The organism is Photobacterium sanguinicancri (assembly GCF_002265265.1).
Lineage (GTDB): Bacteria > Pseudomonadota > Gammaproteobacteria > Enterobacterales > Vibrionaceae > Photobacterium > Photobacterium sanguinicancri.
Map to the genome: position 1 here is coordinate 1 of NZ_NOIF01000123.1, position 15,416 is coordinate 15,416.

Sequence of the window (15,416 nt, forward strand, 5' to 3'; positions counted from 1 at the left end):
AATAAATATCAGCATTTTATTCTAAATCTTCTGCCGTTCACTAGTCGTCGAATTTATTTCGTCGTTACATTAGAACACGCGATCTCTGTACTCATCGCTGCAGTGATAAACTCGCAGCCGTTAATTCCTCGAATAACAATCAAACGCTACCCACCTCTCGATTCATACAAGTGATAAAACAGAACAGCGACCTTAGAGCCTGCGCACTCAATCCGGCACATCTCCAATCAAACCCATCTCCAATCAAACCCATCTCCAATCAGACACGCCTAATCAGGCATTGCATTCAATGCCCTTACCGTTCAATCGCATATAACTCTCCACCTTTTTCTCATTTGATGAGAAAATACCCTCTCAGTTTATTTAAAATTCGCACCAGGTAAGAATTACAGTTGAGGTGTGTGATAAATCGAGATAAAAATAAGCATGAAAGAGAAAAAAAACACAGCAAACCAAGTTAACGAAAAGGCGTTGCAGCTTCTGATGCAAGTTGCCGTAAACGAGGCGCCAATATCGGCTAAGGCATTAAGTGAGCAACTCCAAGTCCCTATCAGCAGCTTATACCGCCATTTAAAAGTGCTGAAAGAATGGAACTTGATAGAGGAAAGTCCCTACGATAAAACGCTCATTATCGGTTCTGCGGCTCTGTTATTGATGCGCAGCTATCAGACAAGTCAACACAACTTAGATGCTGTCGATGCGGTGTTAAGTCGGCTACAAAAACAGACAGGAGAAATGACCGCATACATGGTGCCTGTTGGATATCGGGCGCTGTGTGTAAGCCAAAAAGAAAGTATGCAAGCACTTCGCTGTAGCTTTGTACAAGGGCAAAGCCAACCACTACTTTGGGGGGCTTCATCAAAAGTCATGTTGGCGTATTTACCACCTCAACGCTGTGAAAAAATCTTGCGTTATTTTGGTGAAGAAGATCGGATGGATGCATGGCAAGCAGAGTTAGAAAAGATACGACGCAATGGCTTTGCTGTCAGTACCTCGGAGATCGACCCCGGCGTATCTGGCATTAGTGCCCCCGTTATGAAAAGGAGTAAGTTGATCGGCGCTATTTCTGTTATGGCTCCTGCGCACCGTGTTGAAGCCAATAAAGAGCGGATCATCTTACATGTATTACAGGCAGCTCGCGTGTTGCCACCAGAAAGGTAATTCACAATGTTAAGCATATTCAAACGCTATCGTATGCGTCACAACCACAACCAACCTGTTCACCCTTTTACACTTATGACGGTTTGTGAACGTGTTAAGCCTATGACTCAGGCTTCGTTTGAATTTGCTCAACAGAGCCTTGAGCTCGCCTCTTACTGGCTATACCCACAGCAGTCGACCCCTAGCTATTCTGATGCGGGAAACTTTGTGGTAAACGACAATAATGCTACCGCTTTTCAGCACTGCTTAAGTAAACATTTAGGGCTGCATTCTATCCCTGTCGTGCTATCTAATTGCCATGAGACTTTACTGCACGCTCTACCAATTGTCGCATTGAAAGATAAAGAGATAGGTTTAGTCAATATCGGTCATCGCTTCGATCTAAAACAAACATTGGATGTTCAGCTGGGTTCGACGTTTCATTTTGCATTAAACCGTTACGACAATACTCGGCTACTTTGCTTAGGCATTGATGAAGAGATCCAAACAAGCCAGCTTTATGAATATGCTGACGATCTTGGTGTGAATTGGCTATCAACGGATGAATACAGTTTTCGTAATCGTACGTCGCTTAAATCTCAGCTAGCGAGTTATACCAATCACTGTGATCACCTTATTATTACGATTGATTTAACCGCATTAATGCCAAGTGCAGGCTTTGATGATAACAACCGGCTAAATAACAAAATGATTCTTCGTACACTTCGCCAGAGTGTTTTATCGGGAAAAGTGAAAATGATCCAGTTGGTGGGTGCGAGAGACAATCTAATATGCTCTAGACAAACAAAAGAGATCTTAGATGCCTTGTGTGAACTGCCCCCTATTCTGACTCACGCGGCCTAATCACTTGATAAAAACACAAAGGTTCTAAAAGAACAGAAAGCTCAAATACAGACAGTACTATAAGTAAACACAACACAACACAACACAACACAACACAACAAAATAATAACAAGTAAAAACAAGTAAAAACAAAGCAGCCTCTATTCTATGTATTAGAGGCTGCTACGTTTATTTAAATAATCTAAATAAAAAAACCGAAACCAAAACCAAAATTGCGGTACGCTTAACTATGGACGTTCACCTAATGTTAATCGGCGGTTAATATCGGTAATCACCTCAGGTAATTGCGCCACGGTATCGATGTGATAATGCGCCCCCGACATCGCAAAGGCATCTTTCGCTTTATTGCGGGCTTGCATTAACTTCACATCATCGGCTGCCTCAAACTCTTGCTGCGTCAAACCCGCTTCATTCCCTGACAGCAGCAATGCCACTGTCCACATGCCCGCATTGAGCCCTTCGGTGATACCCGGTAATGAATCATCCACTTTCACGCATGTTTTTACATCATCTACCGCCAGTTCAATCATGTTCTTAAGCAGCATGTAGGGCGCAGGTCGTCCACCAGCCGCAAGATCATCGGTTGCCACAGCGCAATCAGGGCTAAACCCATTTGCTTTTGCCGCTGGCAAGAGTTCATTCAGTACTACTCTCGGGTAACCCGTGCATGATCCAATCTTAATGCCTTGATCACGTAACCCATCAACCACCTGTTTTGTCCCTGGGATCAAATCAGCATGTTGGGCTACTTTGGCGATTTGAAGTGGCATGAAGGTTTGATAAATCTTATCGATGTCATTGGTGTCCATCGGCTTACCGAGTTTAGCCAGCCAACGTTGATCAACGTCTGGTAATTCACCGACACATTTAATGTGATCCCACTTGCCTAAGCCCATAGGCACTCTGGCTTCCGCTAACGAAATATCGAAATCGTATTCACGTTTAAATGCTTCAACAAAGATAGACGTCGGCGCAAACGAGCCAAAATCAACGACAGTTCCAGCCCAATCAAACATTACCGCTTGTACTTGCTTCATCATTTTTATCCTAAAATTCTGTTATTCAATCAACTCTAAGCAGCTAGTGCTAAGCACAAGCTTTAAGACACTCATGCAGTCGAATCGGTGGCTTCTGAGATCGCTTGCTCGACAATATCGAGTGCTTTAGCTAAGTCTTCCCGTTCAATGATTAATGGCGGACTCAGCTGTAATACGTTACCTTGCGAAACTTTGAAACTGACGCCTAATTCAAGACAGCGATATAGCACCTGCTCGGCAGCATCAAAAGCACGCTCTTTAGTTACCCTATCGGTAACGAGCTCGATCCCCCAGAGCAAACCAATGCCACGAACATCCCCAATCATAGGAAAACGTTGTTTCATGCTTTCTAAACGATCAGCGACATAATCAGCATCGTCTCGCACTTTCTCTAACAGGTTTTGCTGCTCGATCACTTCCATTGTGGCGAGCGCAGCAGCACAACCCATTGGGCTTTTTTCATGGGTTTAATGCCCTAAAGACACATGCGCTGCCGTGTTATATTCATCCTTAGTGACCAAAGCCGCCATAGGTACAACACCGCCACCTAGCCCTTTACCAATGCACAGCATGTCAGGCTCGATCCCCATAGCTTGGTGGGTGAACCATTCACCCGTACGTCCCATGCCATTAGGAATATCGTCGATAATAAGCATCACATTGTGGCGGTCACAGATTTCTCGTATGCGTTGCCAGTAGGCTTTACTCGGCACTTGCACATCGGTATTGCGCACGCCTTCAGCAATGAACGCGCCAATGCCACCTTCTTTTTCGATCACATATTCAAGGTAATCGGCATAGTGAACATCGCTGCCACTTTGCGAAGGAAATGCGCCGCGATAGCTCTCCGCGGGCGGAATGCGTTCTACCCCCGCCATTAATGGCCCCATTCCTTCACGAAAACAGGCTTCACCCCCTACCGAAATCGCATCCAATGACGCACCGTGGAACGAATCCCACAAGGAAACCACTTTATAGTTGCCCGTGATATAACGCGCTAACTTCAATGCCATTCCCACAACCGATGTACCACCCGGCGCAAACAACACACGGTTAAGATCACCACCTGCAATCTCAGTGAGCTTCTTAGCGCAATCAATCGCTGTTTGGTTAGTAAAACGACGCGGTGAAAACGGAAGACTCGTCAGCTGTTGTTGAATTCGGCTTAATACATGCGGATGGCCATAACCCAATTGATGGACATTGTTGCCGTGAAAATCCATGTAGCGCTTACCCGCAGCGTCTTCTAGGTAAATACCATTCGCCCCAACCAGTGCGTCTAAACAGGGTGTCGACATGGCTTGATGCAAAAAGTATTGGCTGTCTTGCGCTAACATAGTCTGCGTTTGCTGGTCTGTAATCGATTCAACCCAGCGTTCACGAGCGGGCGTGATATTAGTATCCCCTTCACTGCGTAGCGCGCGCGTCCCCATATGACTCGTTATTTGATTCGGGATCTTACTCGGCATTTGAGTCGGCATTTGAGTCGGCATTTGAGTCGTCACCTGAGTCTCTACTTCAGCGCCTGTCGCTTGCCCTTGCCCTTGCCCTTGCGTAGCTTGAACTGGAATAACGTGACCCTGTAACACAGTCATTCTTGATTACCTGCCAGCCAGTACATAGATTCACTCACTGCTGTGATTAAGTTTTCAATATCATGGTTGTGCACATCACCAATGTTACCGATGCGGAAGCAATCAGCATGAGAGACTTTGCCAGGGTAAATAACGAAACCCTTTTCTTTCAGCAAATTGTAGAACGGCTTAAAGTCATAATCTGGATGTTCTGGTGAGTAGAAAGACGTGATGATTGGAGAGTGCAATTCAGAAGGTAACAGGCATTGAATGCCGAGTTTTTCCATGCCTTCGACCAGAATTTTTTGATTGGTCGAATAGCGATTAAAGCGAGCAGTAACGCCCCCTTCTTCGGTCAGCTCAATCAGTGCTTGATGAAACGCTCTAACCGTGTGCGTTGGCGAAGTAAAACGCCACTTCCCTTGGTTGATCTCCATGCATTGCCATTGATCATAAAGATCCAACGACAGCGAACGTGCTAAGCCTTTGCAACGTTCAAGTACGGTTTGTTTCGCAATCACAAAACCAAAGCCCGGTACACCCTGAATACATTTGTTTGCTGAGCTGATCATAAAGTCGATCCCAAGCTCACCAATATCCATAGGGATACCACCAAAACTCGACATTGCATCGAGGATCATGATTTTGTTGTGCGATTTAACCACATCACACACAGCTTCAATCGGGTTCAGCATCCCTGTGGTGGTTTCACAGTGCACCATAGCAACATGGGTAATCGCAGGATCTGTTTCTAATACATCAATTAACTGATCAACACTTGGCTGAGTGACCTCGTCTAATTCAATGACATGATGAGCAATATTAAGATATTGCGCGATTTGCCCAATACGCTCACCGTAAGCACCGTTGTTCACCACTAATAATTTACCATCAGCAGGAATCACACTACCAATAGTTGCCTCTACAGATGCCGTGCCACTCCCCTGCATTAATACACTTGTGTAGCCATGATGCTGCGTCGCCAGTTGGACTAATTGCTGTCGGATCACCTGAACTATGTCTTTGTTATAGTCATCATCCCATGTGCACCAATCTTTTAGCATGGCTTCACGCACACCACGTGAGGTCGTTAGTGGGCCCGGTGTTAACAGTAAATATTGATTATCAACGTTTTCCATTGCGCTCTTTCCATTTGGACTATACCAGATTGAAAAACTATAACGACTCAGGCGATTGCCTGTAAATGCCTTAGCGACAGAGTTAATAAAACTTTCATATTCCGTTTTCCTCCTCTATTTAGTCTGTTTTTACGCTGTCATCTCTGCCTCATAAAACTGTTAACAAAGTGACATCATCCAATCATTGAACTGTCATATTGCCGCTCTAGCATCATCCTTGCTGCACCAATCTGGTACATACCAATTTAAGTTCTTGGAGAACAAAAATGAAAAACCGTTGGATCATTGCACCCTTAACTGCCATCGCTGCACTGACTGCAACCTCTGCTTTTGCTGCTGAAGAGCTGACTGTTTACACCGCTTTCGAAACGGATATGCTAGCGAAATTCAAATCAGGTTTTGAACAAGCAAACCCAGATATCAAGATTAAATGGGTACGTGATTCAACGGGGATCATGACGGCTAAATTGTTGGCAGAGAAAAACAATCCTCATGCCGATGTAGTCTGGGGGCTAGCGGGATCTTCGATGGCGCTGCTGAAAGATAACGGTGTGCTCAAGCCTTATTCACCAAAAGGGTTGGACCAAATCCGTACCACTATGGTTGATCCTGAAGATAACAAAGCTTGGTTTGGTAACGATGCTTTCTTCAATGCTGTGTGTTTCAACGAAGCGGTGGCAAAAGCACAAAACCTGCCTAAACCTGAAACTTGGGAAGACCTCCTAAAGCCTGAATATAAAGGTCAGATTGCAATGCCAAACCCTGCTTCGTCGGGGACGGGTTACATGCAAGTGTCAGCATGGATGGAGCTCATGGGTGACGATGCAGCATGGGATTACATGAGCAAGCTGGATAACAATATTGCGCATTACACCCACTCAGGTTCTAAACCTTGTGTGCAAGCGGGGATGGGCGAAGTTGCTATCGGTATTTCTATGGCGATTCGTGGAGCTAAACTGAAATCGCAAGGCGCACCGATAGACATTATTCTGCCGAAAGGCGGTGTTGGCTGGGAGTCAGAAGCGGTTGGTCTTGTGAACACTCAATCAGATGCAGCAAAACGCTTAGTGGATTGGTCACTCTCTAAACAAGCCAATAAGCTTTACAACGAATTCTACCCTGTTGTTGGCCACAGTAATGTCAGCACGCCAGTGAAGAATTACCCGAACGTTGAAGAAGCCATGGTGAAGATGAACTTCTCTAAAATGGCGGCAAACCGTAGTGAAGTTTTGAAGGCGTGGTCTAACCGATTTGATGCAAAATCAGAACCTCGCTCTTAACAATCATGTTATTTTTCGCATAAAAAACGGTGCCTAGTGCACCGTTTCTTATTTCTGGTTTTCCATAGTTTGATCTACTCAGCTGACATTCACTAATTTTCAACTGTACTTAACTCTGAAGACGAAACCATCGCTGTATGCCCAAAGTCAGGGGTAAAAATGGGTTCCAAAAGTTGTTTACTATTGATTAGCTCTCGTTCTTCTAGCAACGCAAGCTCACGCTTCATCTGAGATAACTCGCGTTCCATATAAGAAATATTACGCCTAAGCACTTTCCTTTCCATGACTATTCCTTATGAAAATATTTCATGAGCAGAATAACAAAGCTGAAAAAGATATAAAGTGCCCGCCTATTCAATATCTTTTTTTGAATCACTTAATAATCCATTATTCAGCACGCATTAAGTATTAACCTAGTTTCACAATGTCGCCATTGTTCATTGTCTTTTTTTCGTCAATCTAATGTCATTTTGCTGTAACACCCTCTCGCTAAATTTGGTATATACCAATTGAGGGGATGTAAACATGGAAACTTATCTACAGATCGAAAATGTTAGTAAACAATTTGGCCAATTCACAGCCCTTAACAACATTTCTCTTGAGATCAATAAAGGCGAATTCATCTGCTTTCTTGGTCCATCAGGTTGCGGTAAAACAACCCTATTACGTGCCATTGCAGGGCTAGATCTCGCCAGCAGCGGAAAGATCCTTCAAAGTGGTAAAGACACCACTTTTTTATCTCCAGAAAAGCGTGATTTTGGCATTGTTTTTCAGTCCTATGCGCTGTTTCCTAACTTAAATGTTTTCGACAACATTGCATTGGGTCTTCGCAACCAAGGTAAAAGCATTAAAGAAACCGATGACATCGTTAACCATTGGTTATCCGTAATTGGTTTACCCAAATCGGGCATTAAGTTCCCCAACCAACTGTCTGGGGGCCAACAGCAAAGAATTGCACTTGCCCGTGCCTTATCATTATCACCAGGTTTGTTACTGCTTGATGAACCTTTGTCGGCTTTAGATGCAAAAGTTCGCACACACCTACGTGAAGAGATCCGCCGTTTACAGCGTCAACTCGGAATTACCACCATCATGGTGACCCACGATCAGGAAGAAGCTTTAGCGATGGCAGATCGTATTGTGGTGATGAATCATGGTGTTATTGAGCAAGTTGGTACACCTCAAGAGATCTACCAACAACCCGCTTCACGCTTTGTTGCTGAGTTTGTGGGTAATATGAATTTCATTCCTAGCTCTGTGGTTAGCGATAACGAAATTCGCATTGGGGAATCGTTACTAGAAAAGCCTTGTGACTCCCTGAGCCGTGGCGATCGTTTTGAACTTGCACTACGACCTGAAGATCTTCATTTTACCGCCAACAAACAACAGTCGGACTCCTCTTTCCCAGTCAAAATTGAAGACTTAGAGTTTCAAGGCACCTATGTTCGCGCTGAGTGTAAGTTGCAAGGCGATCACCTTGCTAAGAACATTAAAGTCGATGTACCTATTCGAGAAACACGCCGCTTGGGATTGGAGCGTGGTCATTTCATGCATATCAATATCTCGAAACAACACGCTCACATTTTTCAGCTAAATAGATAAGGCCTGTACACATCATGGATACGACGATGAATCCCCCACATTCAGTGGCTCGCCACTATGTATTTCAGCTAAAAAACAAACTAAGCAGTGACAACGTCACCTTGGCGATCATTCTTATCTTACTGACTTTAATGATGGGAGTATTTGTCCTTGGTCCGCTCGCCAGTATGCTGCAAAAAAGTGTGCAGGACACCCAAGGCCATTACGTGGGGATGGCTAACTTTGCCGAGTATTTAACCTCTCCAGCACTGTGGCAGTCAGTTCAAAACACGGTGACTATTGGGCTTATCGTGACCATGAGTGTTGGCATCTTAGCGTTTGGTTATGCGTATGCGTTAACCCGTAGCTGCATGCCATTTAAAGGGCTGTTTACCATATTAGGTTCTGCGCCTATTCTTGCGCCGTCACTTTTACCCGCCATCAGTTTAATTTACTTATTTGGTAATCAAGGTATCGCCAAAGAGCTGTTATTTGGCCAATCCATTTATGGCCCAATAGGTATTGCGATGGGTTTAATTTTTTGGACCTTCCCTCATGCACTGATGATATTGTCAACGTCACTAAAAACATCCGATGCGCGTTTGTATGAAGCCGCTAGAGCGCTGGACACTTCCCCTTTCAAAACCTTTTTTGTGGTGACACTACCTGCCGCGAAATACGGCTTAATCAGTACCTTGATCGTCGTCTTCACCTTAGTCGTGTGTGATTTTGGTGTACCTAAAGTCATTGGCGGGCACTACAACGTATTAGCCACAGACATTTTTAAGCAAGTTGTTGGGCAACAAAACTTTTCGATGGGCGCGGTAGCCAGTGTGGTGCTATTGCTACCAGCTGTGTTGGCCTTTGTTGGCGACCGTTGGGTACAGAAAAAACAAAAAGGCATGTTTGATTCACGCTCCGTCGCCTATGTACCGACACCAAGTGCACTGCGTGATGGTGTTTGCTTTACTTTTTGTGCTGTTATTTCTTTCGCTATTTTGGCCATCATCGGCATGGCGGTTTATGGATCACTCGTTACCTTTTGGCCGTGGAACTTAACCCTAAGTTTTAATAACTACAACTTTGCGGAGTTCAGTACTTATGGCTGGGAACCGTACTTTAATTCATTAAAGCTGGGTAGCTTAGTTGCCGTTATAGGAACAATCGTTATTTTCTTAGGTGCGTACTGTATCGAGAAAGGTCGTAGCTTTGGTGCATTACGTGGCTTGCTGCAAATGTTCGCCATCATTCCAATGGCTGTACCAGGTTTGGTACTGGGCTTGGGCTATATATTCTTCTTTAATCACCAAGCTAACCCACTCTCCATGCTCTATGGCACCATGGCGATTTTGGTTATCAATACCATTATTCACTACTACACTGTGGGTCATATGACGGCGCTAACAGCCCTTAAACAGCTCCCTGCCGAGGTAGAAGCTATTTCGGCCTCTATCAAAATGCCACAGTACAAGACCTTCTTTAAAGTGACGGTACCGGTATGCGCCCCTGCGATTTTAGAGATTGCGGTGTACTTATTTGTTAATGCGATGACCACAACCTCTGCCATTGTGTTCTTATATGCGACCGATACTATGCCTGCTTCTGTTTCCGTTCTTAACATGGACGATGCAGGGCAAACCGGTCCCGCAGCGGCGATGTCTGTGATGATATTATTGACTGCAGCAATGATAAAATTGGTGCATGTGGGTTTAAATAAAACACTCGATCACCATACCCAAGCGTGGCGTAAACGCTAAATACACTCTACAAGTTTATAGATAAACACTGTAAGTGAATGGCTTACAGTGTTTCTAATCGGCCTATATATGTGCATTCGAGATCCATTACCCCCACTTCTTCAACCACCTTACGGCTTTCCAGCAATGTGATACTAGCGGTGCTGATAGGTACGCTATATTTTACATTCCATTAAGCTTCACTCTTTGGCATCATAATGCTTATCCGATTGATGCTTCTGACAAAACCAGTATGGCGATGTTTTGTCTCCACATTTTTTTATCACAGAATGAGTAATCGAATTGGCATTTAACCAGAAGGCAAATTGTGCAATACATAAAAATCATGGAAGCGATCAACGAGCAAATTGACGCAGGGTTACTCACTGCGGGCAACAAGCTGCCTGCTGAAAGAAAGCTAGCTGAATCATTTAATACCACGCGGATCACTTTACGCGAATCTTTGGCGTTACTTGAATCAGAAGGAAAGCTATACCGTGAGGATCGCCGTGGTTGGTTTGTGTCACCCGAACCACTTCGCTATGACCCGACATTAACGACAAACTTTTCATCTATGGCGACAGATCAAGGTCGTGTGGCGCGCTCTGAATTACTGGATGCCAAATTAGTGCCAGCAAGTCGCCGAGCTGCGTCTTTGTTGAGTGTTTCTCCGTTTACTGAAGTCTACCGCATTGATCGTTTACGTTTTCTTGATGAGCGACCAGTTATGGTAGTCACCAATTTTATACTGCCAGAATACTTCCCTAATTTGCTTGAACTCGATGTGACGACATCACTTACCGACACATACCGTGAACACTACAATACCTTGTACGCGAAGACGCGTTATCGAGTCAGCACTACATCTCTATTAGGGGAAACAGCCCAAGCATTACGAGCAACGGCAGGCAGCCCTGCAATGTTCATTGAGCGTTTAAATTACGACCAGCATGGCCGCATGATTGATTGTGATTTGGAATATTGGCGACACGACGCATTAAGTATTGAGTCTGTCGCAACGCTGTCGAAAGGCTAAATTCAGTATCAATAAACAAGAACGGGCTCATTTCGCCGTTCTTGTTTTGCTTCTATTCGAGCTCTGGCTCTTGAGAGCAAAGAAATTATATCGCCAAAAAGTAACATTCAATGATAACCAACAAATACGGTTAAAAGTGATATAGCTCTTTAATTTAAGCGTGTTATTTAATCGCTGTATTTGTTATCACCCTCTTGCCAAAGAGAGCGGGTTACTTTTATACCTATTATATCAGCCATAAGATCATCATGATAAATGATAGGATATAAGGCAGTTTATTTAAGTTTAAGTGATTTATATATCAGGAACTAATTTATAGAATTACCAGCGGTTATTTACATTCTTCCACAAGCAACTGCTGATTCACTATCTTCATAATTGCATTAAATTCATCCGTTGTTTGTAGTGCATGCATAAACACGACAGATGTAGATTGATAAGCACTAATGAATGCCTCTTTCAATTCAAGATCATTAAGCTTTTCATTCATTGAGATGGCAACGATGCTCGATTTTACTTGATCCTTATTAGCATCTAACCCCATTTCATCACATAATTTTATCAACCACTTAACTCGATTTCTAATCATCGAGAGTTCCTCTCTATCACTATAATTTTTTTAATTTTCAGAACACATGAATTATGCTGACAACATAACCCTCATTGTGGAAATTATACCTTTCAGTATTTTTTATATTAGCTACTGACTAACTAGGTGTTCAATTTAACAACTAACGACAAGGGAATCCAGTCACTTACTTAAATATTAAGTCATACATTTACTGTAAAATTTCATGACTATAAATAATAAAAGCACATCCATTACTGGATATGCTTTTTATAAGAAAGCGGATTCAAGATACTAAACTTCGAAATGGTTCTGATATCGCTTTGATGTGGCTCTGATATAACCTTTATGCACTTCACTCATCCGATAAGTACAGTATAAAAAGTCATTTATTCTCTCATCAAGTTCAAGCGACAAGACTCATCCAACAATACCCATCCGATAATACTCATCAGCTATGACTTATCCGCTTTACCCGCTGCATTCGCAAACTTTGCCAGCTGCTTATCAAACCAAAACGGTTTTTTGTTTTCATCTTCTGCCGCTTCTTTTCTGCGAATAGCATTACGTACCATCATTGCACCTATCCAGCGGATCGGTTCAGGTGGGAAATACCCTTTAGGGCCAGTAGTCAGTCCACATTGGCTCCATTTATTCTCTTGTCCTAGTACTAGAGAAGACAGAATTTTTCCGCCGATCCATGTTTGAGCAACACCATTACCGGAATACCCAAGACCATAATAAATATTCGCGTTCTGTTTCAACTTACCAAAGAAAGGTAACCCTGTGGTCGAGCGATCTGACGCCCCTGTCCAAGTGGCTGCAAAACCTTGTTGTGACAGCGATGGGAATAAACGATTAAATGACTGGCGCAATATATTGGTGTACTGGCTAGGTTGATCAAATACTTTGCTTATCTTATTGGCAAACGAGAAATAGTTGCCTCCCTTCCCTAACATTAATCGTCCATCTCGTGTTGTTCGGTAATAATGAACAAATATGCGCGAATCAACGACAGTTTTACCATCTGAAAGGCCTATCGCATTGAGTTTTTCTGGAATAGGATCCGTGATTGCCATATCCGAAGAGACCAATACTACGCTGCGTTTAAACTCTGGGAACTTCTCCATCATCCATGCGTTCAAGGCGAGTACCACCTTCCCTGCGTAAATGTCAGCTTCTAGTGTTGTTATCGTAATAGGCACATCGGTATTAATGTCTTCCATTGGTGTATTTTCATAAACAACGACACCCATTTTTTCAGCGACACGTTTAAGGCCGCGCACTAGCTTAGCCGGTTGAACACTTGCTGCCGCAGGCGAATAATAGCCTTCACAAGCTAAACGAGACCCTGCGTCTTGCTGAACACGATCTATCTGCCATTGCTGCCAACTATTGATTTCATGTCGATCAAGCGCCGCTAACACAGGATCCATTCCGCCTTGTTGTGCTGCATTTGTTGAGGTATATAAAGTGCCATCAACACGCAACTCAGCATCAATGTCATGCTGCTGGCAAAAGCGTTCAATTTCAAAAACGGCTTGTTCTGATGCTTGTACTAAACGAATCGCCTCTTGCTCACCGTAGAGCTTTTTCATCGACAAATATTTAGTGGACCATGTCAGCATGCATCCACCATTACGGCCAGATGCCCCACTACCACACAAGCCTTTGTCTATTACAACCACATCCAACTCTGGTTGCTGCTGTTTAATATTAATAGCGGTCCATAGCCCGGTGTAACCACCTCCGACAATGCATACATCTGTTTGTGTATCTCGCGTCAGTACATTCGGTGATGAAAGCGGTTCTTGCTTCATTGCCTGATCGAACCAATATGGCTGGAAACGACTGTCATTTAATGTGCTGGTCTTATCTGATTCCAATGCCTGCTTTGTTTCTGTATTCGTTTGCATAAACTGAACCGCCCTTTCTATTCAGACTCATAATGACAATCTAGCTGATATAGACCAACATCCTGATTACTACTTTACCAAATGGAGGTTAAGGCTCAATACATCCACTATCAGTGACACAGAAAATTCATTTTGGTCTTTTTTCTGTCATAGAAATTATCTTTATAGCGAAGATCGAAAAAAGCGCTGGCGTGAATACATTTTCAGGAATAGAATCCACTTGTTTGGGGAGTAGTCACACTCTACTGACTGTAATTAGCGATGCTTGCTAAGCGCATAAGTGAATGTTCGCCTGTCGTCATCCCGGAGCCTCATTGCTCCCGGCAGCCGTAAGTTAATGACCTATCATCAACTTTGACAAGACCAACGCCATTAATGATGTACGCCCTAGGTGTACCTGTACGTAATGCGCGGAAGGTCAAAGTCAGCCATCTATATTAGTGCTCTTGCCTTCCGCGTGATCTGGAAGGAGTAAACCCTATGAGCCTTTTTTCTTACGAAGGCTTCGCCGTTCTAACGTTGTTAATGTTAGCGCTCGATTTATATCAAACCCGTGGTGGTAAAATTACCATTAAAAAAGCGGCTATTTGGAGCTTATTTTGGGTTGCACTCGCGTTAATTTTTAATGTTGTTATCTACTTCTACTGGCCCGTTATGGCACCAGACAGTAGCTATACAAGCAATGAAGCGGCAACCGCATTTTTAACTGGTTACTTGCTCGAAAAATCACTTAGCGTCGACAACTTGTTTGTTTTTGCTTTGATTTTCGGTCAGTTTGCTGTACCTGAACATTTACGCCCTCGCGTACTCATGTTAGGTGTCGTCGGCGCATTGCTATTGCGTGCAGTCATGATCAGTGTGGGTGCGCAGCTATTGGCTGAGTTCCATTGGGTGCTATACATCTTTGCCGCATTCTTACTCTACACAGGCTACAAATTGTGGCGTGAAGAAGATGAAGAACAGGAAGATTTCTCAAACAGCTTACCTGTTCGTCTCGTGAAGAAATGTGTACCTGTATCTGATGAATATCACGGCAACAAAATGTTGTTCAAAGGGAAAACAGGCTGGATTGCTACGCCGTTACTCATCGTGGTCGCTGTGATTGCACTAACCGATGTGATGTTTGCGCTAGATTCAATTCCTGCAATCTTTGCCGTAACACAAGAACCTTTCTTGGTACTAACGGCAAATGTGTTTGCACTATTGGGTTTACGTTCGCTGTACTTTGTACTGGAAGGCATGTTGACGCGTTTCTGCTACCTACGCGTGGCATTGGCGTTTATTCTGAGCTTCATTGGTATCAAGATGCTATTAATGGAAACGGCTTACGCGATTCCTACACCGGTGTCTTTAGCTGTTATTGCACTGACTATTACGATCGCTATTTCAGCATCTTTGTGGAAAACACGCGATCAAGCTGTTGTCGTAAAAGCAGATGCTAACGCTAACAATGAATCATAAGCCTATCTGCTCGCAGTTAATCTGCTGAGGCTAAAATCAGGTAATAAAAAACCGCGAAATTTCGCGGTTTTTTTATATCTGGAT

The 15,416-nt window shown here is 43.6% G+C and carries 12 protein-coding genes and 1 pseudogene; 7 read left to right on the top strand and 6 right to left on the bottom strand.

The genetic code is table 11. The features are described 5' to 3' along the window. The first annotated feature begins 426 nt into the window (after window positions 1-426). Window positions 427-1,161 (top strand): IclR family transcriptional regulator, encoded by a 735-nt coding sequence (locus ASV53_RS16500; protein WP_062691052.1) that lies wholly within the window; start codon window positions 427-429, stop codon window positions 1,159-1,161. Window positions 1,162-1,167: 6 nt separating this feature from the next. Beyond that, the gene (locus tag ASV53_RS16505) at window positions 1,168-2,004 is read left to right on the top strand and encodes an arginase family protein (RefSeq protein ID WP_094957891.1); all 837 of its coding nucleotides are present in this window, start codon (window positions 1,168-1,170) and stop codon (window positions 2,002-2,004) included. Between the two features lie 227 nt (window positions 2,005-2,231). On the opposite strand, the gene phnX is transcribed toward ASV53_RS16505, so the two are convergent. The 3 genes and pseudogenes from phnX to phnW form a co-directional block, all read right to left on the bottom strand. Then, window positions 2,232-3,044, bottom strand: coding sequence for a phosphonoacetaldehyde hydrolase (phnX, locus tag ASV53_RS16510; RefSeq protein WP_439126491.1), 813 nt, complete (start codon window positions 3,042-3,044; stop codon window positions 2,232-2,234). Window positions 3,045-3,112: 68 nt separating this feature from the next. Continuing rightward, a pseudogene (locus tag ASV53_RS16515) lies at window positions 3,113-4,474 on the bottom strand (aspartate aminotransferase family protein). Window positions 4,475-4,632: 158 nt separating this feature from the next. Continuing rightward, window positions 4,633-5,754, bottom strand: coding sequence for a 2-aminoethylphosphonate--pyruvate transaminase (gene phnW / locus ASV53_RS16520; protein ID WP_094957893.1), 1,122 nt, complete (start codon window positions 5,752-5,754; stop codon window positions 4,633-4,635). A gap of 266 nt (window positions 5,755-6,020) precedes the next feature. Between phnW and ASV53_RS16525 the strand changes: the two genes are divergently transcribed. Further along, entirely contained in the window at window positions 6,021-7,034 is a 1,014-nt protein-coding gene (locus ASV53_RS16525) for a putative 2-aminoethylphosphonate ABC transporter substrate-binding protein (RefSeq protein WP_094957894.1), read from the top strand. Window positions 7,035-7,126: 92 nt separating this feature from the next. On the opposite strand, the gene ASV53_RS25185 is transcribed toward ASV53_RS16525, so the two are convergent. Beyond that, window positions 7,127-7,318 carry a hypothetical protein gene (locus ASV53_RS25185; protein ID WP_141226263.1) on the bottom strand — a complete coding sequence of 64 codons (192 nt, stop codon included), beginning with the start codon at window positions 7,316-7,318 and terminating at the stop codon, window positions 7,127-7,129. A gap of 241 nt (window positions 7,319-7,559) precedes the next feature. Between ASV53_RS25185 and ASV53_RS16530 the strand changes: the two genes are divergently transcribed. The 3 genes from ASV53_RS16530 (at window position 7,560) to phnR (ending at window position 11,387) form a co-directional block, all read left to right on the top strand. Then, window positions 7,560-8,636 (top strand): putative 2-aminoethylphosphonate ABC transporter ATP-binding protein, encoded by a 1,077-nt coding sequence (locus tag ASV53_RS16530; RefSeq protein ID WP_094957895.1) that lies wholly within the window; start codon window positions 7,560-7,562, stop codon window positions 8,634-8,636. 26 nt (window positions 8,637-8,662) lie between these two features. Further along, window positions 8,663-10,372: a putative 2-aminoethylphosphonate ABC transporter permease subunit gene (locus ASV53_RS16535; RefSeq protein WP_239928824.1), complete on the top strand. Its 1,710-nt coding sequence runs from the start codon at window positions 8,663-8,665 to the stop codon at window positions 10,370-10,372. 307 nt (window positions 10,373-10,679) lie between these two features. Then, window positions 10,680-11,387: a phosphonate utilization transcriptional regulator PhnR gene (gene phnR, locus ASV53_RS16540; RefSeq protein ID WP_094957897.1), complete on the top strand. Its 708-nt coding sequence runs from the start codon at window positions 10,680-10,682 to the stop codon at window positions 11,385-11,387. Window positions 11,388-11,718: 331 nt separating this feature from the next. On the opposite strand, the gene ASV53_RS16545 is transcribed toward phnR, so the two are convergent. Together ASV53_RS16545 and ASV53_RS16550 are read right to left on the bottom strand one after the other, a co-directional pair. Beyond that, entirely contained in the window at window positions 11,719-11,976 is a 258-nt protein-coding gene (locus tag ASV53_RS16545; protein WP_094957898.1) for a hypothetical protein, read from the bottom strand. Between the two features lie 434 nt (window positions 11,977-12,410). Then, window positions 12,411-13,871: an FAD-dependent oxidoreductase gene (locus ASV53_RS16550; RefSeq protein WP_094957899.1), complete on the bottom strand. Its 1,461-nt coding sequence runs from the start codon at window positions 13,869-13,871 to the stop codon at window positions 12,411-12,413. Between the two features lie 480 nt (window positions 13,872-14,351). Between ASV53_RS16550 and ASV53_RS16555 the strand changes: the two genes are divergently transcribed. Further along, on the top strand, window positions 14,352-15,332 hold the full coding sequence (locus ASV53_RS16555) for a TerC family protein (RefSeq protein ID WP_094957900.1): 981 nt from the start codon (window positions 14,352-14,354) through the stop codon (window positions 15,330-15,332). Window positions 15,333-15,416 lie beyond the last annotated feature (84 nt).